The organism is Vibrio sp. OPT18, from assembly GCF_015163615.1.
Taxonomy (GTDB): Bacteria; Pseudomonadota; Gammaproteobacteria; order Enterobacterales; family Vibrionaceae; genus Vibrio; species Vibrio coralliirubri.
The window spans coordinates 24,600-48,891 of record NZ_JADDYK010000013.1; the positions used below are offsets into that span (position 1 = coordinate 24,600).

Consider the following 24,292-nt stretch of genomic DNA (forward strand, 5'->3'; position numbering starts at 1 on the left):
TGCCATTCTGAGTAAGCACCCACCCTGAAAAGCTTACAATTCATTGCTTTACATAAAATATCTTTACGTGAAAATAAATCACAAAAAGATCAAATGATAAATAAATGTTAAATACCCTTTGCTTGTTTACAATTTATGCAATATAAATATCCTTAAAAAGAGCATTTTGTATACAAAGTGACATCGTATTGTTCAAAGGAGACAACAATGATGAATGACGTAAAAGAGAGAGAAGAAGTACAGTGTATGCAGGTACTCGGGAATATGGACAACTCCGAGTACAAAGAGATCTTGTCTAAAGATGCATTAAAATTCTTAGAAGCTCTCGTCAATAAGTTTGGAGATCGCCGTCATGCCCTGCTAAGTGACCGCGACGTAAAACAAGCTCAATATGACGAGGGTGAGTTACCCAATTTCAGAAAAGACACCATTTCCATTCGTCAGAATAAAGAGTGGAAGGTAGCAACGCCTCCAACAGAGCTACTCGATCGCCGCGTAGAGATCACCGGCCCTATCGAAAGAAAGATGGTGATCAACGCGCTAAACTCAGGCGCGAAAGTCTTCATGTGTTGCTTTGAGGATGCCTCTTCCCCGACTTGGGCCAATATGGTCGAAGGGCAAATCAACCTAAGAGATGCCAACCTTGGCACCATTAGTTATTTCGATGAGAAGAAGCAGAAGCGTTACCAATTAAACGACGATCCTGCACTGCTAATCGCACGCCCACGAGGGATCCACCTTCCTGAGCAATCCATCCAATTCAACAATCAGCCTATCGGCGGTTGTTTGATGGACTTCGCTTTGTACTTTTTCCATAACTATCAGTCACGAGCACAACAAGGCTTAGGCGTTTACTACTACATTCCCAAGCTTGAGAGCATGGAAGAAGCACAGTGGTGGGACGATATTTTCAGCTTCACCGAAAACTATTTCCACGTACCCAAAGGCACCATTCGTGCGACGGTTTTGATTGAGACACTTCCAGCCGTATTCCAAATGGAAGAGATCTTGTACGCCATGCGTGATCATATCGTAGCAATGAACTGTGGTCGCTGGGATTACATTTTCAGCTACATCAAAACGCTGAAGAACCATAAAGACCGCATCCTGCCAGATCGTCACGGCATCGGCATGGATCAAGAATTCCTCAACGCCTATAGCCAACTGTTGGTGCGTACTTGTCACGCTCGTGGCGCACTGGCGATGGGTGGTATGTCAGCCTTTATTCCAGCGAAAGACCCGCAAGAGATGGCGCGTGTCACCGCCAAAGTCATTGAAGACAAACAGAGAGAATCTCAAAACGGACACGATGGCACTTGGGTCGCGCACCCTGCACTGGTTGATTTAGCGATGTCGATATTCGATAAGCACCTCGATGGCAAAGTAAACCAAATGGACTTCCAAAGCCCAGAGCATGTGATCAATGCAGACTCGTTGCTAAAACCTTGCGAAGGCAGCCGCGACGAAGCGGGTGTGCGTAAGAATATACGCATCGCGCTGTATTACATCGAAGCTTGGATCCAAGGCTACGGCTGTGTACCTATCTACGGCCTTATGGAAGATGCGGCGACCGCTGAGATCTCGAGAGCCAATATCTGGCAATGGATCCACCACGGGGTAACACTCGATGATGGCCAAACCTTTACCAAATCACTATTCCACTCTTGGCTTTACCAAGAGCTAGACACCATAAAACATGAAGTCGGAGACTCGCGCTATTCAGCAGGTCGATTTGAAGAGACAGCCGATCTTTTCTATCAACTTTCTACAGCCGAAGAGTTCGCTGCCTTCCTAACTTTACCCAGCTATGGGTTATTACAAGAGTCCAGTTAGGACTCTTGTACCGAGCTGAATCAGTCGATGATATTCACAACTAGAGTAATGTTCGGCTGACTTAGCTTGGTACATGGCCCCTTGAAAAACTAGGAGATAACATGGGAAGTTTGACTCTACAACAAGCGTTAACCATCATTGATGGCACCTTAAAAGCAGGAAACAAGATCCACACAGAACCTTTGACGGTCGCCGTCTTAGACAGCGGTGGCAAACTGATTTCTTTGCAACGTCAAGATGGCTCTAGCATGATGCGACCAGACATCGCGATCGCTAAAGCATGGGGAGCACTCGCACTGGGCTGTTCCTCAAGAAAACTCGCCCAAGATGCTGACAACCGACCAGCATTCATCTCCGCCGTAAACGTACTCGCACACGGAAACATGGTGCCAGTACCAGGGGGCCTACTGATTCGAGATAAGGACAAAACGGTACTTGGCGCGATTGGTGTCAGCGGTGACATTTCAGACATCGACGAGAGCTGCGCCATCAATGGCATTGGTTGTGCAGAACTGTTTAGCGACGAGATGCTCCAAGCTTAACTCGCCAATTCGCTGTACTTGAAGTTCTTAAACAAGAACAAAAAAACCGAAGCTATTAGGCTTCGGTTTTTTATTGAATCTAAAGGAAGGTCAGCAAAACTACTCGTACGCACTCAACCATGTTTTCAGAAGTTGGTTGGTGTTCTTCTTCTGACTCGCAGACAATGATTTAACCAGTTTTTTCTGCATTTCAACATGTTCAGTCATCATTTGGTCAATCAGAATAAGACCATCTTTGGTTAACTGAACACTCACGCTGCGTCTGTCTTCTTTGCTGTGCTCACGACTGATCAACCCTTTGGCTTCTAGCTTATCAAGGCGATTGGTCATCGCGCCTGATGTCAGCATCATGGATCCAATCAGTTCAGATGGCGTCAGTCGGTAAGGCTTTCCAGAACGTCGCAACGTCGCCAGCACATCAAACTCACCCAGCTTCATGTCGTATTTTTTATGAAGCTCGGCAACTTGCGTCTCCATATACTTGGCAATACGCATAATCCGACCCATCATTGCCATAGGCTCAGTTTCTAGTTCGGGCTTTTCCTTTGCCCATTGCTCTACTACGCGGTCGATAGCATCCATTTGCAATCTCGCTCCGTTGTTAGTCTGATTACTTCAAACTAGTTTAACATAAAGATACTTTACAACCACTAGTTCTCAGTATACAGTTCACACAATAGTTATCTTAACGTAAAGATATTTTAAATGAACATATTATTAGCAATGATCCCCGCGTTCTTTTGGGGAACAACCTATGCAGTGACGCAATTTACGCTACAGGAGTGGCCACCATTATTATTGGGTGCTTTGCGTGCGTTGCCTGCTGGTTTGTTATTGCTAGCAGTAAAGCCAACACTGCCTAAAAAAGGCGAGTGGCAGATCATTTTCACACTGGGCCTTATCAATATCGCGACCTTCTTTGGCTTGATCTTCGTGATGGCGCTGACGCTACCTTCAGCAATCTCTGGCGTGGGTATGATCTCTGTGCCGGTGTTCGCGATGATCTTCCACTGGGTAGTGAAAAAACAGCGCCCACACCTGATTCAAGCCCTTTCAGGTATTGGCTTGATCACCTTAGCGTGGGTACTCTTTAACCCAAGCCAAATTGCTCTGAACCCAATAGGTTTAGGCGCAATGTTCGCCGCGATCATGTGTATCGTTATCGGCAGCAGCATTACCAAGTCACTGGGTAACCGTATGCATTGGTGGAAGGTACTCACGTGGCAACTGATTTTGGGTGGTACGATTTTGTCTGTCGCGTCTGGCGTTCATGCATTCATCGACCCGCAGCCTTATGTTAATGCTGTCACTCATTTCGATACTCGCAATGCGATGGGCTTGGTTTGGGTTATTGGTCTAAACACAGCACTGGGTTACGGCATGTACGTGTGGTTGCTACAACGTATGTCGGTGGTTGATTTCACCTTCGGTGGCATTGCAAACCCAGTAGCTGGCATTGTGACCGGTATGGTGTTGATGGGTGAATCATTCACTGCAGTACAATACTCACTAATGACCGGCATGATAGTGATGTCGCTGCTACCGCAACTTATCCTGGCGGTAAGGCAGTCCAAACAAGTTAAGCCTGTTACGCAATAAATACCGTCTCTTAAATATATTGATCAAAAACGCGCCTCACTGTGGGCGCGTTTTTTGTTGTTACGCTAACAGCAATAACCCAACAGCCATACTCGTTGAGTTGATCACTTCCTGAGCAAAATTAGACCTCACAAAGAATAATGACTTTAATTAAACTATCTAAAGTGAATTTATTTTCTATAAAATGATCATATTAGAGATTTAATTTCCACAAAAAACTTAAATTAGAGATAAAAAGACAAAACTTTTCTCCGACTACCTTTCTATACTGTGCCACGTCATTAAGGCGCTACAAGCCTATGATTTAAAATAATTATTAATGAGTAGTCACCATGAATTCGAAGTCGCTAACTATCTTGCTTTTTGTCTCTGTTTGCTTAATTTGGGGAACCACTTGGTTCGCTATGGAAGTAGCATTGCATTCTATCCCACCTATTTTTGCTACTGCGTTGCGCTTTTTACTTGCAGCCCCTCTGCTTGCGGTATTGGCGAAAGTCTTCAACCAACCACTACTGTTCCCTAAAGGTAAGCGCCAATGGCTGCTTATTGTTGCGCTGATGTATTTCGCGATTCCGTTCACTTTGATGATCTATGGTGAGCAATACATCTCTTCTGGTCTAGCGTCGATCATCTTCGCCAACATGCCTGTCGCTGTGATGCTGATGTCTGGCTTATTCTTAGGTCTACGACTGGCGAAGCACCAGATATTCGGTTTGATCGCTGCTGTTGTGAGCCTATGTTTAATCCTTGGTAATGAAATGCAGATGGGTGGCGATGACTACCTAATTGGCACGGTTTGCTTAGGCCTTGCTGTGGCGATTCACGCAGTTATGTATGTGCTGGTTCAAAAGCACTGCAAAGGCATTGAAGTACTGACCTACAACGCCGTACCAAGCTTAATTGCAGCTCTATTCTTATTTGCCGTATCAGCTATGGGCGAAAACGTAAATGTTAAATCTTTCACTTGGGATTCAATCTCAGCTGTGGTTTACCTAGGCTTTGTGGCGAGTGTGGGCGGCATTGTGGCTTACTTTAAATTAGGTCAGGTTTCGACCCCTTTCCAAGCGTCTATCTGCTTCCTAATCTTCCCAGTGGTTGCGCTGCTGATCTCTTGTTACATCAATGGTGAGGTTCTATCTGAACAGTCACTTGTAATGATGATTCCTCTACTTTGCGGCATCTTGCTGACCAAGGCACCTAAGGGAATCTTCAAGCTACGCTCTTCTTTGAAAACAGTAAGTAGCAACTAGGCTAAGCTAGACTAATAATCTGTATATATAACCCTAGGGCTCGCAATGAGTCTCTAGGGTTTTATTTAGATACCACTCCGACTTAAACCTCTCTCTCACTTCCACCACATATACTTCAGTCTATTCCGACACCAGCACTGGTTCACCGCTCATATCAGATAGCCAATAACGCAGCAATCGAATGACTTAAAAGTCACTATCGACTACATTAGAAACGTCGAAAACAACCGACTCTAGTCTTAACTGCACAGTCTACCTTCAACCAAGGAATGTCATGAGATCTCCCATCAAACACATGCGCCTCATCAAAGGTCAGCCTTGTAGGGTTGAGGAACTGACTAACAGCGACGACGCGTTCTTAGAACCGCACAGACATGAATACTGGGAGTTGGTGTGGTGCGTGGATAGCTTAGGCAGTCAGAGCATTGATTTTGTAGACTATGACAACAAGGTTGGACGTATTTTTACCATTGCTCCGGGCCAGGTTCACCGATCTGAACTAGTGGGAGAAAGCGCTCGTTTATTGGTGTTTACCCCAGGCTTTATCAAGACCAACCATCGTAACACACAGCTAGTCGATACCGTTTTTGCCATGCATCAAAGTCGCCCTCCCTACTTAGATTGCAGTGAAGAAGGCAACCGCTACCTACTGCCTATTTTCACTATGATTAAAGAAGAGTGTGCACGAGAAGAGAGCGACTGGGATTTGGTAGAATCCCTCATGAATAGCTTTTTGCGCTACATATTACGTTTTGCAACCCAATCATCATTGAAAGGCGAAGTGCGCGACAGCCGAGTAAACAAAGTGGTCGATTTGATTGAGCAGCACTACACCACCCACAAGAGTTGTGAGTTTTATGCTCAAGCACTGTCGATAACTAACAAGCGCATCAATGAGATCGTCAAATCTGAGAAAGGCAAAACCGTGACTCAGTTAATCCACGATCGAATCATCTTGGAAGCGAATCGAGAATTGATCTTTTCGACCAAGACAATTAAAACCATCGCCTTTGAACTCGGCTTCGAAGACCCAGCTTATTTCAGCCGTTTTTACCGTGGCCAGATGAAAGAGTCACCTGCAGAATTTCGAACTCGATGTGCAGATAGTGCAACATAATAAGCAGATTATCCCTTTTTAGAATCCAGTTAAGTTCGGATAATGCTCCCTCTTTATTTCATCCAATTTGGTTAAATCCAATTTGTTGGGAGCTAACTCCAGTGGCCATCAACCTAAAAACCGATCCAATATCTAAATCCTTTTATCAATACCTTTGGCCAGCGCTAACCGGCATGGTGATCAAGTCTCTTTTCATCATGGGAGATGCATGGTTCGTCGGACGCGGTGTTGGCCCAGATGGGCTTGGTGCTATCGCGCTAACCATTCCTGCTTTCTCTATATTTACCGCTATCGCGATGATGGTGGGTATTGGCGGCGCGGCTCTTATGTCTATTGAAGTCGGCAAAGGCAATTCGGCGTCGGGTCAAACTCTCTTTAGCCAATCGATGCTGAGTACCGCCGTACTTAGCACCATCTCAGTCAGCCTCGCTCTGTATTTTCTGGACGACATTATTGCGTTGATGGGCGCTTCTGGATACATGGCTGAACTGACTCACGATTACCTGTCTGTGATGCTGCCATTCTTTGTTTTGTACTCGTTGGCTTGGGTCATGTCGTGCTTTGTTCGTAATGACACCAACCCAAAACTGGCGACTTACGCGATGTCGATAGGTGCCGTGGTCAACCTAGTGTTGGACTACTTCTTCGTCTTGAAATGGGGCTGGGGAATGAAAGGGGCAGCCTACGGTACAGCCATTGCACAAGGTGTCATCGCTTGTATTTTATTAAGCCACTTTGTACGTAAACAAGGCACATTGGAACTGAGCTTAAAAGGGATTGGTTTTAACAAACTGCCAAGCATTCTAAAAATAGGCACGCCGACTTTCTTCATTGAAGTGACCGCAGCGATGACAATTTTATTGTTCAACTACGTGTTGCTGCATCAGTTTGGTGAGAATCACATTATCGCCTATGGCTTGACCGCAAACATCGGGGTATTTGCGTTGTTTGTGATGGTCGGAATAGCTCAAGCCTGCCAGCCAATCATCAGCTTTAATCATGGTGCTAATCAGCCAAACCGCATCGAAGCAATTTTTCGTTTAGGTTTAAAAAGTGCAATAGGTAGTGGCTTGGTGTTTATGATTATTGTGTACCTGTGTGCGCCTCAAATCGCAGCCCTCTATTTAGGTGATTCGAGTGATTTGATTGGGCTAGCTGCAACCGCTTTAACGTTCTTTTTCTTTGCTGTACCACTAATGGGAGTCAACTTGGTGATCGCCAACCTGTTTCAGGCAACGGCGAAGCCTAAGCAAGCGACACTAATCTCTCTTGGTCGTGGTTTTGTCTTCGTCGCATTAGGCATCGTCATCTTACCTAAGCTATTCCCAGAACAAGGAATTTGGGCAAGTATTCTGTTCGCCGAGACCCTAACCGCGATAGTCAGCCTCAGCATGTTACGCAGCTACAGGAAACGCTTTGCAGGCTCTTTAGAAAAACAGGTGGCATAGGAAGCAATCCGCTTCGAGCTTAACGCTTCTTGACCATCAAACGGCACATACTAAAAAGCTCCAATAGCGATATTGGAGCTTTTTAGTTGCCTCTACCTAGCGTTAACGCCAGCTAAACATTCGCACTTCATTGCCTTCTTCAGGTGTCTTAGGAATGTTTAAAGACAACGCCAAAGAAACCGCCGCCATCGCAGCACCGATGTAGAAAACCGTTGCAGGGGACGATAACCAAATCACACCAAACACGACCGGAATAACGACTGCGGCAATATGGTTGATGGTGAAAGAGACACCAGCGGTTGATGCCATGTCTGCCGGGTCTGCGATTTTCTGGAAGTAAGTTTTGATCGCCAGCGCCAATGCAAAGAACAGGTGATCGATCACGTAAAGTGCCGCCGCCCACTCCGCGCTTTGCACCAAGCCATAACCGACAAACACACCGATCAAACCCACATATTCGAAGATCAACGCCTTGCGCTCACCAACCACACCGATGAATCGTCCAATGCGTTTCGCAAACAAGAAGTTAAATAGGTAGTTAACCAAGAACAACAATGTGACGTCGGCAGCCGAATAACCGAACTTCTCTACCATCAAGAAGCCTGCAAACACGGTGAAGATTTGTCTTCTCGCACCGCTCATAAACGTTAGCGCGTAGTAGAGCCAGTAACGCTTCCGCAGTACCAACTTCTTATTCTGTGGCGTCTTGGTTTGAAACTCAGGGAAGCCAAAGGTCATCACCAAAACCAGAATAAAACCAATACCGCCAGTAATACCGTACACCCAAGCAAAGTCGAGCTTCAGCTGTTCTAACATCACCCAGATAGATCCGTAAGTGATTAAAGATGCCAGTGCGCCGACTGAGATCATCTTACCTAGCATCTCTGGCGCTTCTTCTTTACTCAGCCATTGCAGTGACAAAGACTGCTTCAGCGTTTCAAAATAGTGGAAACCCGTCGACATCAAAATAGTGGTGAGCAAAAGGCCTGTCAGTGAAGGGAATAAACCCGTAATCGCGGTGCCCACAGTGAGCATCGCTAACGATATCAACATGAAGCGTTGCTCACGAATGAAAGCCAACACAAACACCACCGTAAACGCTAAGAAGCCCGGAATCTCACGCACACTTTGCAGCAAGCCAATATCCGCACCATCAAAGTTCGCTTTCTCAACCACGAAGTTATTAAGCAAAGCCATCCAGCTCGAAAACGCGATCGGTACAACAATCGAGATCAGTAATAAAAAATTTTGCGGCGTTTTCCAGCTCGCGGTTCTATCGAACATTGACGGACTCCTGTTCGTCTAATTGAGTGAGCACTCGTAAGGTCAACTGCTCAGTATAAGGATTAATCTTCCAATGCTCTGGGCTCCAGCCTTTTACGAAGCGTTGGAAATCGGCCCATGCCACGCAAAACATTGGTCGCCATGCGGCTTCGACTTCATCAAATGAAAGGTGTGGTTGATAGTGCGCTAATGCTTCTTTCAAGTGCTGGAAGTAAGCATCTAGTACTTCTGATTCAAGCTCTGCGCAATCTTGCGGCCTCACCGCACTGCTCATGAACAAGGCCACGTCTTTCATCGCACAGCCGTGACCGACGTATTGGAAATCGACCGCAGCCGCGCGCTCGCTTTCAGAATCAAAACAAAAATTAGCGAGCTTGGCATCGCCATGGACCAAGGTCTGATATGGACATTCTTTGAGTAAACGGTCGATGTGCTTGGCTTGGTTCTTCAATGGTAAATCAGCCAAGGCATTGAGCTCATCAGGACGTGTATCTAGATGCCAATAAGTACCGACGTGCCACAATGATGACGACTGTTGTTGATTGATATTGATGTGCTTTGCATGAAAGTTAGCAAGCCATTTAAGGCAAGCATCGCGTTGTTTTTGCTCTTCTCTTGTGTAACTAGATACCTGATAGTCAGAAGCAGCAAGCACATCAAACTGAGAGGTTAACGGAAAACCTATATCCGCTAAGTCTTGCATCACAATTAGCCACTCATTCTCTTCTAGTTCACATTGCAGCCCAACAGGTACAAGGCAGCGCTCATCCCATTGTTGGGTGAACGACTGATACCAAGCCGTTTCCACTTGGTAAGAGTGTACCTTTCGTTGGTGAGAGAGTTTGGTGTTCCAGCCTCTGGGGTGTTCGGCTTTATCTGGCAACGCGACATGTTTAACAATCACACTCTTGAGTTCAGCACGGCTTGCTTGAGAAAAGACCAAGCGAACTAACTCGCCATATCCACCCCATAGGCGTTGAATCACTTGGACATCAAATCCTTGATGACAACCCAATGAGGTCGCTATTTTTTGATAAAGCTGATTTTCTCTTGAGCTTGCTGTAGCTTGAGCTCGATTATTCGACGATATTGATTGAGACATATTACTCGTTGTTATGCTTTATCGGATAGAAGATGTGACCACTGTGTCTGCCTATTCATGTAGTGAACCACATAGCTACAAACCGGCACAATTTTGAAGCCCGCTTGTTCGATTTCAGGCAATACCGACTCCATCATCACCTTACCAAAGCCCTTGCCTTGCAGTTCATCTGGAATGCGTGTCGACGTGATATGTAGTACATCTCCGTCCTTTTGATACTTAACGACCGCGAACTGGTTGGGTTCTAGCTCTACCGTGATCTGGTTCACTTCTTGATCCCATTTTACTGCCTGCATTCTCAACTCCTGCAAATAATTGATACGACAAACAATAAAAGTTTGAAGTATGAGTTCCTTGTAATAGACTAACGCAAGTGCATATAAATAAAACTAAGTACTTACAAACACAGCAAATAATTCAGTGCAATCGGCTTAATATAAAATCAGCAATGATAAAAGGCACTCTATAAATCTATGTGAGTACGTCCACTTAATCTAGCACGTAATAACCCCTTGTTAGCAAGTTACCAATATAACTAACAGACGCATGTTGGCGCATGGAGAACATATAATGAACGCACCCCTGAAGAAGCCTTTGGAGCATAATCAGGCACTTCAAGACCCTCGAAATCGCACCGTTTCCACCATCAATAGCACTGATGCACTGGCCATGATTGAGCACGGCAGTGAGCTGACATTAAATGTCTCGACTCCCGTTGGTACGAAGTTTCTCGCCACCACCAAGTTTATCGGTACGCACAGTGATAACTGTATTGTGGTTGAGGTTCCCGAGGTATCCAATGAAGATCTGAACTTTTTCTTTCAAGAAGGTTTTTGGATGACTGCTCGTGCGTATTCTCTACGAGGTGAAGGCGCGCTTATCCACTTTAGAAGCCAAATTCATCATAAGATTGGTGAACCCTTCCCTATTCTTGTACTTTCGACACCAAGCACGATGCAAGTGACTCAGCTGCGTAAAGAAACACGCTATGAAGTGAATCTGGCTTCAAGAATCATCTTCAACGACCAGCGAGCAAACTGTGAGATACGAGACTTATCGAAAAGTGGTTGTCGTTTCGTTACCTCACCAACCTCTCGTGCGATTCAGATTGCCGACCGAGTGTCTATTGAGATAACCCCTGAGAACTACAATGGCCCATTGATTCCGCCATTGCGAGGCATCGTCTGTAATCTACAGAAATCGACGCACTACGCTCGATACGGTGTTGAATTTGATGATATTGGCCGAGCTAACGCCAAACACTTATTGGCAAAACTGAAGTTCGATGGCACCAAGCTTTGCCTACGAAATGGGTAACGCTTTTTAACACGCGACTTTCACCGAATACCGTAATCCGGCCAAAAACGAATAACTCACTAGCGAGCCGAATCGTAATCAATAAAAAAGCCATCGACTCTAGAATCGATGGCTTTTGCGTTTTGGCTGTTTATCTGTTTGTTTAGCTATCTATTTAGCTTAGCTATTAAACTGTGTATCTAGATATTCAAGCTATTTACGCAGTGCGTTCAGCTTCGCTTGGGCGATACCAAAGATAGTATCAATTGGATAGCTACCCTCGTCACTTGCTTCACCAGCGGCTTTGCCTGTGAACAGCTCAATTGCTTCTGTTACATGGTCAATCGCCCAGATATTAAACTCACCCTTTTCAACCGCTTTCACGATATCGCTACGCAGCATCAGGTTGTGAACATTTGAACGCGGGATAATCACCCCTTGTTCGTTTGAGCGCCCTTTGATTTCACACACATCAAAGAAACCTTCAATTTTCTCGTTCACACCACCAATTGGCTGAGACTCACCAAACTGGTTCATCGAGCCTGTAATCGCGATATCTTGACGGTTTGGCTGCTTAGAAAACGCTGACACCACCGCACAGAACTCGGCCATACTCGCACTGTCACCATCGACGCCACCATACGATTGCTCGAAGGTGATGTTAGTGGTGAGCGGGACTTTGGCTGTCTTACCAAATACGGAAGAAAGGTAAGCTGACAAGATCATCACACCTTTCGAGTGAATGCTGCCACCTAGGTCTACGTTTCTTTCAATATCAATCACTTCACCATCACCGTAAGCGGTGGTTGCCGTGATTCGGTTCGGTGCACCAAACATATGATCCGTCGTACTGAGTACAGACAGCGCATTCACTTGCCCAACCGCCTGACCATCAACATGGATTAGCGTTGTACCGTTAGTGAAGGTTTCCATCACGCTGTCTTGCAGTCGTCCTACACGCATCTGTTGGTTAGATAACGCTTGGTCAACGTGCGTCGCACGAATCAGGTTCGATTTTGAGCCTCTCGCCACGTAGTTTGATTCACGAAGCAGATTAGCAATGTGAGCAGAGTGCAGAGACAATTTACCTTGGTCACCCGCCTGACGAGAGCTGTGCTCAATGATGCGAGCGATCGCTTTGCGGTCACAGTGCAGCATGTTGTTGTCGTGCACGATGCTCGAAATAAAGCGCGCGTAGTGCATTTCAGAATCGGGAGTACGCTTCATCTCATCTTCAAAATCGGCCGTCACACGGAACAGTTCGCCAAACTCTGCATCGTAGTGTTGCAGCAGTTGGTAAGTTCGGTAATCGCCAAACAGGATGATCTTAACGTCCAATGGAATCGGTTCTGGATCAAGCGATACCGCGCCCGTTAAGGTCACCTCTTTTTCTAATGAAGTGAAGCTCAATTGACGTGAACGCAGCGCTCGTTTCAAGCCTTCCCAAACGTACGGTTGCTCAAGCACCTTCACTGCGTCCATCAGTAATACGCCGCCGTTAGCTCTGTGTAAGCTACCTGCGCGAATCAGTGAGAAGTCAGTAAAGACAGTACCCTTGAACGTTGCCGTTTCTACATAGCCAAACAGAGAGTGGTAATTCGGATTCTCTTCCACCACGATCGGCAGAGTCTCCTCCTTTTGGCTCACAATCACGTTAACTTTGTAACGACGCGGCATCTTTTTATCTAAAGAGGCTGTTGCAACTTCTGCTTGCTCCGTGCTCTCTTCTAAGAAGATGTCAGCGTTGTCGACAATGTCTTTACGCAGTGCCGTTAGGTACTTTTTGATGTCTGGATATTGGCTGTAATCCTTCTTCAATTGCTTGATGAAGTGAGTGATCACGTCTCGCGCCGTATCATCATTAAGCTTTTGAATTTTCTCAGTGTACGTCTCTTCAAGCTCCGTCAACTCACGAGAAATGGTGCGTAGGCCGACTTCCAATCCATCAATGGTTTTATCGAATTGATCTTGTTCTTCAGGCGAAAGCAGATCAAAGCTCTCTTCGGTATGAAGATCATCGCCATTCATGGCCACAAACTGGTAATCACCCTGAGTGGTGATCGTCAGGTTAATGCCCTTGTCTTTCGCTTCTTGGCTAATGCTTTCTAACGCGGCTTGTTGCTTAGCTGCCAGTTGATTTTTAAGCCTGTCAGCACGGCTAAAGTACATCTCGTTATCAAACGCGAGAGGCATACCTTTCAGCAGCTTACGCATCAATTTTTCAATATCTTGCTTCAAGCTGCTGCCAACGCCACGCGGCAATTTCAGTACCTTAGGTGTGCGAATATCTTCAAAGTTCGCGATATAACACCAATCAAAAAGCTCCTGCACTTCTTGAGGGTGACGGTTCAGATAGCGCAAGATCATGGTGCGTTTACCCAGACCATTTCGCCCTATCGCATAAATGTTGTAACCCTTTTCCTTGATTGACATCGCGAACTCAACGGCTTTTTGTGCCCGTTCCTGCCCGACGATTTCGTCAATTGGAGCCAGTTCTTTGGTCGACTTACATGGTAGCTTGTCTAAATCCGCTACCTGATACAGCTGTTCTGTATTGAGTCTTTGCATCGCCATCGCCGCCTCCTTAGTCCTTCATTACTTGGGTGTAGATAAAATCAGTGTAGATGTAATTTCCTACAAATTTAGTGACTTACGCTACACAGCTGTTCAACTGAACAAATAACACACAATTTAAGCCATTTTTAGGAATAGCTCGTTATTTAATTCACCAACTTAACATGTGAATGATTTTAATTTGCAATTGATAATAAATATCATTAACATTTTCGGATATTATAAATTGAGGATGTGGATATGGAAATTGAACGATGCTGGATGCACTACCTAAAAGCTGAACAGTTAATGGAACAAGGTCACTGGCCTGAAGCACAGCGCCTGTATGGTGATGTTCTAACCTCACTTCCTCATCACATCCAAGATGCAGCATACCAAAGCGATATTAAGCCTTGCCAATTTGCCTGCCTGCTTGCCGGGTTGAGAGATGCGAGTGTCGCTCAATCAGAGATACTCAACCGTTTAGGTCAGCATCAACAAGCCTTCGATACCTTGAATCAATCTTACGCTCTGATGCAATTTATCTCTCTTGAGAACACTGAGCTGATTCAACGTACCTTTGGGTTATTGGAAAAGCAGAGCGAAGATTTACTCAATCACCTGATCGCTTTTTGCAGCGCTCAGCGTAGTTCGCATTGGATGCTCGAACTAGAACAAATTCAACGTGCTCATCACCATTTTGGGCAACTTAAAACAACGTCAGAAGTTCAATCTTCACCTAATGTCTTAAATTGATAAGGATATATCATGTCGGACCGGGCCATACTTAAAGTCAATAACCTCTCCGTTAGCTTCACAACCAATGATGGAATCATTGATGCGGTCAAAAAGGTTAACTTTACCCTTAACTCAAGCGAAACCTTGGCCATTGTTGGTGAATCAGGTTCAGGTAAATCCGTCTCTTCCAACGCGCTTATGCGTTTGCTTCCTGATAACGCGATTATTGATCAGCAATCAAACATCGAGTTTGAGGGGCAATCGATTCTTGGAAAAACTGAGCGAGAAATGCAGTCGATTCGTGGCGACAGAATCGGCATGATCTTTCAGGAGCCGATGACCTCTCTCAATCCTTACCTTCGTGTTGGCATTCAAGTGGCAGAAGCCATTATGTGTCATCGCAATGTATCGAAATCAAAAGCAAAACAGCGCGTACTAGAGCTCTTCAATCTGGTTCATTTGCCAATGCCAGAACAAGCTTATACCAAGTATCCGCATGAGTTTTCGGGTGGTCAGTTACAGCGCATCATGATCGCAATGGCTTTGATCAATGAACCAGATATTTTGATAGCCGATGAACCCACCACAGCATTGGATGTGACTGTTCAGGCGGAAGTACTTTCTCTTATCAAAGAGATTCAAGGCAAAATGGGCATGGCGATTTTGTTCATCACCCATGACCTAGGCGTAGTGAAACACTTTGCCGACCGTGTACTCGTCATGTGTAAAGGGGAATTGGTTGAAGAAGGGCAAACACAAGAGCTGTTCGATAACCCTAAGCACGATTACACACGGATGCTGATTAACTCTATTCCGAAAGGCGCTAAGGTTCCTGTTGAGGCGACAGCCCCAGAGCTATTGTGTGCTGACGACATCCGAGTTCAGTTCTTGGTTAAATCACACTTCATCAAGAGTAAAAGCCAGTACTTCGAAGCCGTAAAAGGCATTTCGTTGAACCTTAAACAGGGCGAAACCTTGGGCATTGTTGGTGAATCTGGTTCAGGTAAATCAACCCTTGGACGTGCATTAATCGGCTTGCTGCCAAGCAGCGGACGCATAGTTTACAAAGGCCAAGACGTTAGTTTGTTGAACGACAAAGAGCGTCACAAGCTTAAGAAAGATGTGCAGATGGTGTTCCAAGATCCTTATGGTTCTTTATCACCACGTATGACGGTTGGGGAAATCATCACCGAAGGCTTAACGGTGCATCAACCTCATCTATCCAAGAAAGAGAGATTAGAAAGAGCTCGCAAAGCGTTGATTGAGGTTCGCTTAGAGCCGAATTCAATTAACCGCTATCCGCACGAATTCTCAGGTGGACAAAGACAACGTATCGCGATTGCTCGCGCGCTGATTCTTGAACCCTCTTTTATTTTGCTGGATGAGCCGACCTCTGCACTCGATCGCTCTGTACAACTGACCGTGATTGACCTGCTCAAAGACATTCAAGCCAAGCACAATATTGGCTTTCTATTCATCAGCCACGACCTCTCGGTAGTGAAAGCACTGTCGGATCGTGTATTGGTGATGCAGAAGGGTGAAGTGATGGAAGAAGGGTCTGCAGAAGAGATTTTCAATGCGCCGAAAAACGACTACACCAAGAAATTAATCGCTGCGTCATTCGACTTAGAAGATAAATCGAAAAAAAATGCCGCGTAGAGGGAACTAATCAACATTAACAGCGTCTTATATATACATTCTGACTAATCTCCTAATGGATTGAACTCTAGAATGGATATAGCAAAACTGGTTTGGCCGCCAAAAGAAAAATGTCGCATGGATGCGACATTTTTCGTTTCTGTTCAGACGGCAATGATTAACTTTAAATTTCTCAAAAAGCGAAATTCAATACTATTACTTTTAATTCATTTCTGACTAGCAGGTACAACTGTTTCTGTAGACCTATTCATTACTAATAAATACAATCCGTAAGCTGACTAAATACACAATTCCCGCCTGGAATTTTTTCTGTATTGAACGTTTTATCTGCACGTTCAATACAGAAAATCAATGCGTCATTCACATTGATATGACTCACTCCAATAGAGCGAGTGATAGCAAATCCTGTACTCAATACCATATTTTCTATCAACTACCAAATCTCTTGAGCCTAATATACAACCATATATTCATTCGATATGAGGAATATAATGACAAATTATTCTCTCCCAAACAAGTAACACCCCCGTCACACCCAAGTGCTTTTAACTTTTGCTAATCAAAATAAAATACGCCACTCTCGTTATAACGATGGATATGGTACGAAAATATAAACCAACAACTAAAAAAGATATCACACTGTAAGTGTGAATGAGGTGAACGCTAGTTCTCGAATAATATTACTAGTCGCATTGACTGAATAAATCGTGATATATGAATTTTTAAGGGTGTGGCTATCACCATTAGAAATTTGAATAGTTTTTTATTATCCAATTTTTGTGGGTTATTGTTGGTTTCAGAGTAACTAAACAACTACCAAGACGGTACATAAGATGTATTTTGATCCAACGAGTACTTTCACAACATCAAGAACAGGTATTCTTGCCCGTAGCTTTATTCTAGAGCGCTCTCGTATCAAATAATCCGCCCCAACAGAACCCGAATAGAGTAAAGATATCAAAATACAATCCATCATATCTAACGCTTCTGCGCAAGAAAAGACAACATTTATATAAAAAAAATAAGTAAAATCCTGACAATATCGAAATTTATCTGTTTATGGCTTATAATTAATTACTAATTCCATGAGTTAACTATCAAAGAAAAAACCACTTAGTAAATCTACACATTATAATTATTTAAATATATTTATCTAAGTTTAACCTATCACTCCGTTACCTTGTTACTTTCTCATACATTACAAACAATAAATCGACAAAAATAAAACCCTCAGGAAGATAACAATATGAAGCATTTAAAAACACTTGGAATAAATCGCTCTATGTAACAAAGCCAGCAACTCACGTTGCTGGCTAATATAGAAGTAGTACAGTTAACACTAGTCCGATCTCGCATATTAAAACAGGAACGCGCAAGATTAACAACCTAAGTTCATTTGTATTATTCTGCGTGCTTGATCTTACCTCGACGAAACTCTAGCTCTTGTCTCACCTCAATTGCTCTTTGTTCCGTGAAATCGTATCGATACATAACAACAATGGCCAATACCGCAGTTACCACCGGAATAAGAATGTCCGCTACTCTCATTAAGTTGATGATATCTAACGCTTCTGGCATATCCAAAAGTGCTTCACCGCTAATCAGAGAGTTTCTGATCTCTTCCAGCCTTTTGTAGCCAATCGAACTTAGTACCCAACCAGACATCAAGGTAGCAATTGCTGTACCCAACTTAACAAACCACCAGTACACCGCGCCAAACACCCCTTCACGACGCTCACCTGTGTTTAACTCATCTAAATCACATACATCTGCAGTCATCGACATCATTAAAGTAAACAAACCGCCTATACCAAAAGCCATCAGAGGCAATGAAACAAACATCATCCAGTGGGTACTTGGGTTCAGTGCTTGTTCGAATGCCCACCAGCGAAGTATGTAGCCTAAAATTGACACTAGAGTCGCGATAATAAAGGCATTTTTCTTTCCAAACTTTTGTGAGATTTTGGTAATAATCGGAATCACTAATAAACAAGTACATAGTGAGCTGATAGTACCGAACCAAGCAGGCCATGTTCCAGCTGCACCTTGATCACCATTGAATACGTAAAAGACAATGATAAAGAAAGAGAACTGAGCCACCGTTTGGAAACCATTGAAAACAAGGAATGTCGCGCTGCACAGTTTTACGAACGGTAAACATTTAAAGGTTTGCCAAATTCCCTTAAAGAACTTCCCAAAAATATTTTTGAAAGAAGAAAGTGTTAGCTTTTCAGTTGGTTGCTCTGTTGGTGCTCGCTCTTTACAGAATAGAGCCGGTGTAATACCAAACACTAGGCAAAGCAGACCGACCCAAATAGCCAACTCACGGCTACCAATTGCAGCAGACTCATAAAGGTTCGGATCATAGATCATTACCCAGAACCAAGGCGCAATCACCCATGCTAATTGCCCAATCCATTGAGAAACCGCCATAATACGAGTTCGCTCATGAAAGTCTGGGCTCATTTCATAGCCTAAAGCCACTAAAGGCGTCGCGAAAATGGTATAACCTAAATAGAACAACAATGAGAGTACTAAAAAGTACACAAAGTTATAGGCTTCACCATTCTCTGGGTATATTTGCCACATCAACATAAAAGCGACACCCGTGATAATGGCGCCAACAAAAATATATGGACGTCTGCGTCCCCAACGCGTATGTGAGTTATCAGAAATATACCCCATTAATGGGTCTGTAATCGCATCAAACAGGCGAGGAACCGCGCCTAAAATACCCACAAGCAGTGGATCCATACCTAACCCCATAACCAGCACAATCATGAACACACCCAGTGCAGCAGCAAATAGCTGATTCGCTAAAGAGCCAACACCAAAGGCGATCTTTTGATACAACGGCACAGAGCCATTGGCCGTAGGTTGATAGCTCGCCCCTACGTTAACCTGGCTTGCTGATTGATTCGCTTCACTCATTTTAATACCCTTTAATCCATCAATAGGTTTTCGCCTAAGATAAAGGCAAAACTTATTATTTAAATTCATAACACGAATTACTGTTTATTTAATTGCGTACCGCCTACTCTGAATGTCTGTCGGTACGCTAAACACTAACTATGTGTCTTATATTTATTCGTTATTTCATCGTCACAATAAGTTCTGATATCTCGCCGTTTCTTAGGTCTTTGGCATGTTCCCCATTGATTTCAGTTAATGCGATTGTGCTGCCATTCGAATACTTCATAACGTATTCAGAAACACTAAACTCATCGTATGTATTCAGTCGTGAATGATTGACGTAAGTCACTTTCGTCGCACCCATAAACGTAAATGACACTTGATTGTTTTCATCAAAGAATGCCGCCGACAGTGCTGGCTTCAAGTTAAGTGTTAACGTGTCGCCATTCATCACAAACGGTTTGTCGCCAAACATCATCATGGTCCACATATGAAGCATTTCGACGGTTGACCCAGACAAACGAGCAACAAAACCTTGACCGTGCGTTTTAGGGTCTGGATTGCATGTTGGTGCAATAAATGATGAGTTTTCTAAGATACTTCGGCCATACACCTCAGGGTCCATGAAACAAATCAGGTTGGTGTTTATTTCATTAAAATACTGTTCGTACATTCCTGCTTTTAATAAGCCAAGCAAATACTTGTAGTTCATATGTAAGAAATTAGATTCACGCTCAAGCCAACCTTTGGTAAATGCGCGCGCTCGACCGATCTCTAAACTCATTTCATCCAAACACTCACTGGTTTTAAATTGGCCTAGCTCTGTATCGTAGATGCCTGTCGCTTTAATTTTGTTGTAATCTGACACATTGCCTTGGGTGTATGTATTCGCTTTCAACAGGCGAGCGGGCGCTTCTAAGAAAGCCGGTAAAACATGAAGTTTGAAGGCTTTTGCTCGAACCAACGGCAGCTTATAATTACCGATTTTTGGCATGCCGTCTTTAAGAATCTCTTCGTATTGTGTGACTTCATAGTAAAGAAACGTAGGAAGTACCCCGTTCGACAATGCTTTCGCTTTCTCGATGCCCGCTTCGACTTTAGCCGTCATTTTTCCAAGTAATGCCATCACATCTGATACATTCAGCTGGTCTGAATTAGCGGTAACGGTGAATCTCACAGCTTGACGGTACTCTTCTCGGATTGAAGAAATCTCGTCCCAATATTCAAACCCTGTCAGGCTCGATTTAAGAAGCGAATCAACACGGAATACATACTCAGTAAACTCAGTAGGCAGCTGCATTGAGCCTGAATAATCAAACGCACTTGCTAGGAACTTTAAGAGCCTGAGAAGTTCAACCGTTTCCGATACGCCAGAGCCAAACACCCCAGGTAGGCCGTTCATCGCATCGTTCCAGCCAGGCTTGTCTGACTCCATCTCAATGCCAATGCCTTCAGGGTCAAGCGTACAAAACTTGTTAAACGCTAACGTAAACAGTTTCGTAAACAGGTTGGTTTTTATCTGCTCACCTTGTACATCAACCGCCCAGTTAGAGCCGTTCACATCCATAGCCAGTTGTTCTACTTTCTCTTCATCGTTGTGCAAAATAGAGCCGTAACGCCTTACTTTACCTTCTGCTGTCAGTACCGTTTTTTCGTCTCTTGGTAAAACGGTGACAGGTGATGAATAGTATTTATAGTCGAAGTTATCGAACAAGAATGCTTTTTTGGTATCTGGGTAAACAGCCAAGTGAGACTCAACTAAATCAAGAATGTAAGTCCAGTGGTCAACCCAAAATCCCTCTCCAAAACTTGCTTCAATGTTTTGTTCAGCATGCTTTAAAAGATCAGACAGCAGCGTCATTTCATCTTTTGAAGACGTAATACCTTCATTTGACATGGTATTGATGACACTACCAGGCGTGAATTTTTTACCTAAAACACCTTCCATAACGTCATGCTTATTATCAAAGTTCTCTGCGATTAAAGATTTGATATCCACATCACGATTAAACTGGAATGTCGAACCGTTAACGCCCAACGGATTATAACCATCTAACTGAATCAGTGAAGCAAACAGTTTGACGTTATAGTCACCCACTTTTGGGTTAAAGAGTGAATCGACTCGGCGGTTTTGACATACGTCTCGGAAGTTACCATTACCCTGCGAGAAATACTCGGGAGCCACATTGAAGAAGTTATAGTCACGCTCAAGATCACCGTGTTTACGAGAAAAAACATGATAAACATGATTTGTCTTATTTCCTTCGAATATTAACGGGTAGCCACCACGCAAAATGTTATCGAGATAGTTTTGCTTGATATACTGATCAAAGATTGGATTCGATGTCTGACATTCAACTTCTTGAACCAACTCGTTGATCACGGCTTCAGACTCTTGCTCTTTTGTGTCAAAGTAATGGCTTGAAACCATCTCATTGACTTTACCGTTCAACTGTTCGAGATCGTTGGCGTGGCCAATAATGGTTCTCAGAACAAAAGTATCATCACCCTTAAGGTCAAATGCCACCGGAGAAAAACCGACTGGAATTTTATTCGCGGTAATTTGCACTTTCTGTTTTAGCTCATCAATGGAGTGTTCTTGAAAAGAGACCGGTGTCGACATAGAAGTGTCGTGACCAAATATAATTTCACCATCAACGATTGGGCGAATAAGCTGTTCATTAGCAAAAGACAGATAGAAGTTACCCTTATCTAATATGCCAACTTCTGCACTGTCTGACGTGGTTGAGCGCATCTTAAAAAATGGCACGTCATTTTCTAAGTTGTAGACATCCATCCAACTTCTCAGCAAGTTCGACATCTCTTTGAATAGCGTATTTGGCGTACCGTATGGAAGAATTTGCGACAGTCCATCAATCAGTTCGATATGTCGCGTCATGCCCGACAAATCTCTGATCTCTACTTTTCTCATAACGGCAGCAAGGCTATCGTTTGGAAGTCCGAAATATGTCACCGTTACTAATATACCGAGATCTTGATTTTCTTCAGTAATCTTAAATTTATCACGCTTGATGTACATTTTACGCTGGGTATTTTCAGAACGCTGAGTACCAAAAAACTCATACACATCATTGTTTAACTTCACAAAGGTACGAAACCCTATTCGATCAACATTTTGGTAAGCGGTCACTGCCGGTGAAAATTCAAGAATAGGATTATCCTTATTCTCTACACCAAAAGAACATAACCCCTGACCTCGATTAACGTAAAACGCCCAAAGCGGAATTCCCTTCTTCCCAGCTAACCCCGGCAAAAATGAAGAAAATGTCTTCTTTAAGTCATAATCGTTAATTACAAACTCTTCATTTGCCAAATAATACTCTTTATTCATGGTCACTCTACCTACCTCAACTCTTGTATCCCGACATGAGAAAAATGCTTTAAAAACCTTTCTGTACGTGTCTGACTGATCCAGACCTCTCTAATGCAACGCCCATCGAATGAGTCACCGAAAAAGAAAAAGAAAGCGCTTTCTTTTATGCTTGTAAGATACCTTCACTCAATTGGATAAGTCTACGAAAAGTTAAAATGCACTCAAAAAACGTGAACTGCTCCCTCAATAAACGAGGTCATTACTCACTTTAAGCATTTAAAGCTCGACTCTGTGATGTGTTTTACACCAAGCAAACATGAAAGATATTGTTGCTTTTTGCTACCTAGGTAAAGTTTGAACCGCTTTCTTCTGTACCTCAGCAGTTAAGGCGTATAAAATTGGGCTAAAGCTTAAAAGATAATGTTGAATCAAACACTTGCATTCATTTGTATGGTGCTGACATCAAACTCTTACCTTTTCCAGTTGAAACCCATCATCTATTAAACACGGACATTTTCGACCTATTATGCAAAAACAAGTCATAACAATTAAAGAAGTCGCTGAATACGCCAATGTTTCGCAAGCCACTGTTTCTCGCGTGATAAATGGTCAGGGCTCGGTAAAAGAGAAGAACTTAGAAAAAGTAAAAAAGGCCATCGCCGACCTTGGTTATACTCCCAATTCAGCCGCTAAAGCGTTAGCCAGTAACCGTTCCAACAGTATCGGTATGTTAGTAGGAAGCTTAGACGGTCCTTTTTATGGCCCTTTAATGCATTCAGCGGAAGACACGCTTTATCGTAATGGGCTTCATTTTATAGTGACCAGTGGGCAAGACGATGAAAAAAAGGAGCACGATGCTCTTAATTTTTTACGCTCTAAACAAGTCGACGGTGCCATTGTTCATGCTGACAAAGTCTCGGATGATATGTTGCAAAGCTTAACCCGTGACTTTAAAGCACTCGTTGTGCTCAACCGAAAAATAACCGAGCTGAAAGATCAGTGTCTTTACCTTGATAATGAACTCGGTGGGTATATCGCCACCAAGCATTTGTTGGATAATGGGCATAGAAATGTCGCGTGTATCACCGGCCCTATGTCTAAACAAGACGCCCGTGACCGCTTACTTGGTTATATTCGTGCGCTAGCTGAACACGGTGTCTCTTATGACCCTAACCTCACCATTGAAGCTCGATTTGACCATGAAGGAAACTTTGATACGGCCTCTAAATTGCTTGATCGAGACAACAACATCACTGCAATATTCTGCCAAAATGACAATATAGCACTGGCTGTCTATGACGTTTGCGTACAACGTAAACTGCTGATTGGGGAAGATATATCAGTTGTCGGCTTTGACAACGACTTACTTTCTAAGCACATGCGTCCGCAATTAACGACTGTTGGTTTTCCACTGCACGAAATGGGAAAGATAGCGGGCGAGATGATTATCGACCAGATCAATAACGTTGGAAAAATGACAAGCCGTAAACTCATCCCAACCATCGTTATTCGAGACTCCGTAAAAAACATGAATGACGAGTAACTTCGTCGCTTTTAAGCCTTTCAAGCTTCAAGCCATAGGCCTTCATGTTTTAAGTTTCTACACCTCGATAAGATCAAATAA

Annotated in this window: 17 protein-coding genes; 10 read left to right on the forward strand and 7 right to left on the reverse strand. The window is 43.7% G+C overall.

The window, feature by feature from the left end; translation table 11 throughout:
* Positions 1-207 precede the first annotated feature (207 nt).
* Positions 208-1,833 carry a malate synthase A gene (gene aceB, locus IQQ51_RS01010; RefSeq protein WP_193840137.1) on the forward strand — a complete coding sequence of 542 codons (1,626 nt, stop codon included), beginning with the start codon at positions 208-210 and terminating at the stop codon, positions 1,831-1,833.
* A gap of 101 nt (positions 1,834-1,934) precedes the next feature.
* Positions 1,935-2,375 (forward strand): GlcG/HbpS family heme-binding protein, encoded by a 441-nt coding sequence (locus tag IQQ51_RS01015; RefSeq protein ID WP_008220964.1) that lies wholly within the window; start codon positions 1,935-1,937, stop codon positions 2,373-2,375.
* A gap of 99 nt (positions 2,376-2,474) precedes the next feature.
* On the opposite strand, the gene IQQ51_RS01020 is transcribed toward IQQ51_RS01015, so the two are convergent.
* On the reverse strand, positions 2,475-2,957 hold the full coding sequence (locus IQQ51_RS01020) for a MarR family winged helix-turn-helix transcriptional regulator (RefSeq protein WP_017054932.1): 483 nt from the start codon (positions 2,955-2,957) through the stop codon (positions 2,475-2,477).
* A 123-nt stretch (positions 2,958-3,080) separates the two neighbouring features.
* On the opposite strand from IQQ51_RS01020, the gene IQQ51_RS01025 reads away from it, so the two are divergent.
* The 4 genes from IQQ51_RS01025 (at position 3,081) to IQQ51_RS01040 (ending at position 7,789) form a co-directional block, all read left to right on the forward strand.
* Positions 3,081-3,974 (forward strand): DMT family transporter, encoded by an 894-nt coding sequence (locus IQQ51_RS01025; RefSeq protein ID WP_048611858.1) that lies wholly within the window; start codon positions 3,081-3,083, stop codon positions 3,972-3,974.
* Between the two features lie 332 nt (positions 3,975-4,306).
* Positions 4,307-5,224 carry a DMT family transporter gene (locus tag IQQ51_RS01030; RefSeq protein ID WP_193840138.1) on the forward strand — a complete coding sequence of 306 codons (918 nt, stop codon included), beginning with the start codon at positions 4,307-4,309 and terminating at the stop codon, positions 5,222-5,224.
* Positions 5,225-5,498: 274 nt separating this feature from the next.
* Positions 5,499-6,341: a helix-turn-helix domain-containing protein gene (locus IQQ51_RS01035; protein WP_193840139.1), complete on the forward strand. Its 843-nt coding sequence runs from the start codon at positions 5,499-5,501 to the stop codon at positions 6,339-6,341.
* 101 nt (positions 6,342-6,442) lie between these two features.
* Positions 6,443-7,789, forward strand: a complete 1,347-nt coding sequence (locus tag IQQ51_RS01040; RefSeq protein ID WP_193840140.1) for an MATE family efflux transporter — start codon at positions 6,443-6,445, stop codon at positions 7,787-7,789.
* 102 nt (positions 7,790-7,891) lie between these two features.
* Here the strand turns inward: IQQ51_RS01040 and IQQ51_RS01045 are convergent, their stop codons facing one another.
* Genes IQQ51_RS01045 through IQQ51_RS01055 form a run of 3 tightly spaced genes read right to left on the reverse strand, consistent with a single transcriptional unit; the run spans position 7,892 to position 10,471 of the window.
* On the reverse strand, positions 7,892-9,073 hold the full coding sequence (locus tag IQQ51_RS01045) for an MFS transporter (RefSeq protein ID WP_050632535.1): 1,182 nt from the start codon (positions 9,071-9,073) through the stop codon (positions 7,892-7,894).
* Positions 9,063-10,175 carry a phosphotransferase gene (locus IQQ51_RS01050; protein WP_193840141.1) on the reverse strand — a complete coding sequence of 371 codons (1,113 nt, stop codon included), beginning with the start codon at positions 10,173-10,175 and terminating at the stop codon, positions 9,063-9,065. The genes IQQ51_RS01045 and IQQ51_RS01050 overlap by 11 nt, the downstream gene beginning before the upstream one ends.
* Before the next feature lie 11 nt (positions 10,176-10,186).
* Positions 10,187-10,471, reverse strand: a complete 285-nt coding sequence (locus tag IQQ51_RS01055) for a GNAT family N-acetyltransferase (protein WP_048611915.1) — start codon at positions 10,469-10,471, stop codon at positions 10,187-10,189.
* Between the two features lie 274 nt (positions 10,472-10,745).
* Between IQQ51_RS01055 and IQQ51_RS01060 the strand changes: the two genes are divergently transcribed.
* On the forward strand, positions 10,746-11,492 hold the full coding sequence (locus tag IQQ51_RS01060; protein WP_017065025.1) for a flagellar brake protein: 747 nt from the start codon (positions 10,746-10,748) through the stop codon (positions 11,490-11,492).
* Positions 11,493-11,684: 192 nt separating this feature from the next.
* Here IQQ51_RS01060 and IQQ51_RS01065 read toward each other — a convergent pair whose 3' ends face one another.
* Positions 11,685-14,045: a Lon protease family protein gene (locus tag IQQ51_RS01065; RefSeq protein WP_017061577.1), complete on the reverse strand. Its 2,361-nt coding sequence runs from the start codon at positions 14,043-14,045 to the stop codon at positions 11,685-11,687.
* A gap of 240 nt (positions 14,046-14,285) precedes the next feature.
* Between IQQ51_RS01065 and IQQ51_RS01070 the strand changes: the two genes are divergently transcribed.
* Both IQQ51_RS01070 and IQQ51_RS01075 read left to right on the forward strand, forming a co-directional pair.
* Positions 14,286-14,780, forward strand: coding sequence for a hypothetical protein (locus IQQ51_RS01070; protein ID WP_029235272.1), 495 nt, complete (start codon positions 14,286-14,288; stop codon positions 14,778-14,780).
* Between the two features lie 12 nt (positions 14,781-14,792).
* On the forward strand, positions 14,793-16,421 hold the full coding sequence (locus IQQ51_RS01075) for an ABC transporter ATP-binding protein (protein ID WP_193840142.1): 1,629 nt from the start codon (positions 14,793-14,795) through the stop codon (positions 16,419-16,421).
* 1,401 nt (positions 16,422-17,822) lie between these two features.
* Here the strand turns inward: IQQ51_RS01075 and IQQ51_RS01080 are convergent.
* Both IQQ51_RS01080 and IQQ51_RS01085 read right to left on the reverse strand, forming a co-directional pair.
* Complete coding sequence (locus IQQ51_RS01080) at positions 17,823-19,352, reverse strand: MFS transporter (RefSeq protein ID WP_193840143.1); 1,530 nt, start codon at positions 19,350-19,352, stop codon at positions 17,823-17,825.
* 160 nt (positions 19,353-19,512) lie between these two features.
* On the reverse strand, positions 19,513-22,686 hold the full coding sequence (locus IQQ51_RS01085; RefSeq protein ID WP_193840144.1) for a cellobiose phosphorylase: 3,174 nt from the start codon (positions 22,684-22,686) through the stop codon (positions 19,513-19,515).
* Between the two features lie 508 nt (positions 22,687-23,194).
* Between IQQ51_RS01085 and IQQ51_RS01090 the strand changes: the two genes are divergently transcribed.
* Entirely contained in the window at positions 23,195-24,211 is a 1,017-nt protein-coding gene (locus tag IQQ51_RS01090; protein WP_193840145.1) for a LacI family DNA-binding transcriptional regulator, read from the forward strand.
* Positions 24,212-24,292: the final 81 nt, after the last annotated feature.

Excerpts from the sequence above, each read along its gene's own strand:
- aceB (WP_193840137.1), top strand. The coding sequence starts at position 208 with ATGATGAATGACGTAAAAGAGAGAGAAGAAGTACAGTGTATGCAGGTA.
- IQQ51_RS01015 (WP_008220964.1), top strand. The coding sequence starts at position 1,935 with ATGGGAAGTTTGACTCTACAACAAGCGTTAACCATCATTGATGGCACC.
- IQQ51_RS01020 (WP_017054932.1), bottom strand. The coding sequence starts at position 2,957 with ATGGATGCTATCGACCGCGTAGTAGAGCAATGGGCAAAGGAAAAGCCC.
- IQQ51_RS01025 (WP_048611858.1), top strand. The coding sequence starts at position 3,081 with ATGAACATATTATTAGCAATGATCCCCGCGTTCTTTTGGGGAACAACC.
- IQQ51_RS01030 (WP_193840138.1), top strand. The coding sequence starts at position 4,307 with ATGAATTCGAAGTCGCTAACTATCTTGCTTTTTGTCTCTGTTTGCTTA.
- IQQ51_RS01035 (WP_193840139.1), top strand. The coding sequence starts at position 5,499 with ATGAGATCTCCCATCAAACACATGCGCCTCATCAAAGGTCAGCCTTGT.
- IQQ51_RS01045 (WP_050632535.1), bottom strand. The coding sequence starts at position 9,073 with ATGTTCGATAGAACCGCGAGCTGGAAAACGCCGCAAAATTTTTTATTA.
- IQQ51_RS01050 (WP_193840141.1), bottom strand. The coding sequence starts at position 10,175 with ATGTCTCAATCAATATCGTCGAATAATCGAGCTCAAGCTACAGCAAGC.
- IQQ51_RS01055 (WP_048611915.1), bottom strand. The coding sequence starts at position 10,471 with ATGCAGGCAGTAAAATGGGATCAAGAAGTGAACCAGATCACGGTAGAG.
- IQQ51_RS01060 (WP_017065025.1), top strand. The coding sequence starts at position 10,746 with ATGAACGCACCCCTGAAGAAGCCTTTGGAGCATAATCAGGCACTTCAA.
- IQQ51_RS01065 (WP_017061577.1), bottom strand. The coding sequence starts at position 14,045 with ATGGCGATGCAAAGACTCAATACAGAACAGCTGTATCAGGTAGCGGAT.
- IQQ51_RS01070 (WP_029235272.1), top strand. The coding sequence starts at position 14,286 with ATGGAAATTGAACGATGCTGGATGCACTACCTAAAAGCTGAACAGTTA.
- IQQ51_RS01075 (WP_193840142.1), top strand. The coding sequence starts at position 14,793 with ATGTCGGACCGGGCCATACTTAAAGTCAATAACCTCTCCGTTAGCTTC.
- IQQ51_RS01080 (WP_193840143.1), bottom strand. The coding sequence starts at position 19,352 with ATGAGTGAAGCGAATCAATCAGCAAGCCAGGTTAACGTAGGGGCGAGC.
- IQQ51_RS01085 (WP_193840144.1), bottom strand. The coding sequence starts at position 22,686 with ATGAATAAAGAGTATTATTTGGCAAATGAAGAGTTTGTAATTAACGAT.
- IQQ51_RS01090 (WP_193840145.1), top strand. The coding sequence starts at position 23,195 with ATGCAAAAACAAGTCATAACAATTAAAGAAGTCGCTGAATACGCCAAT.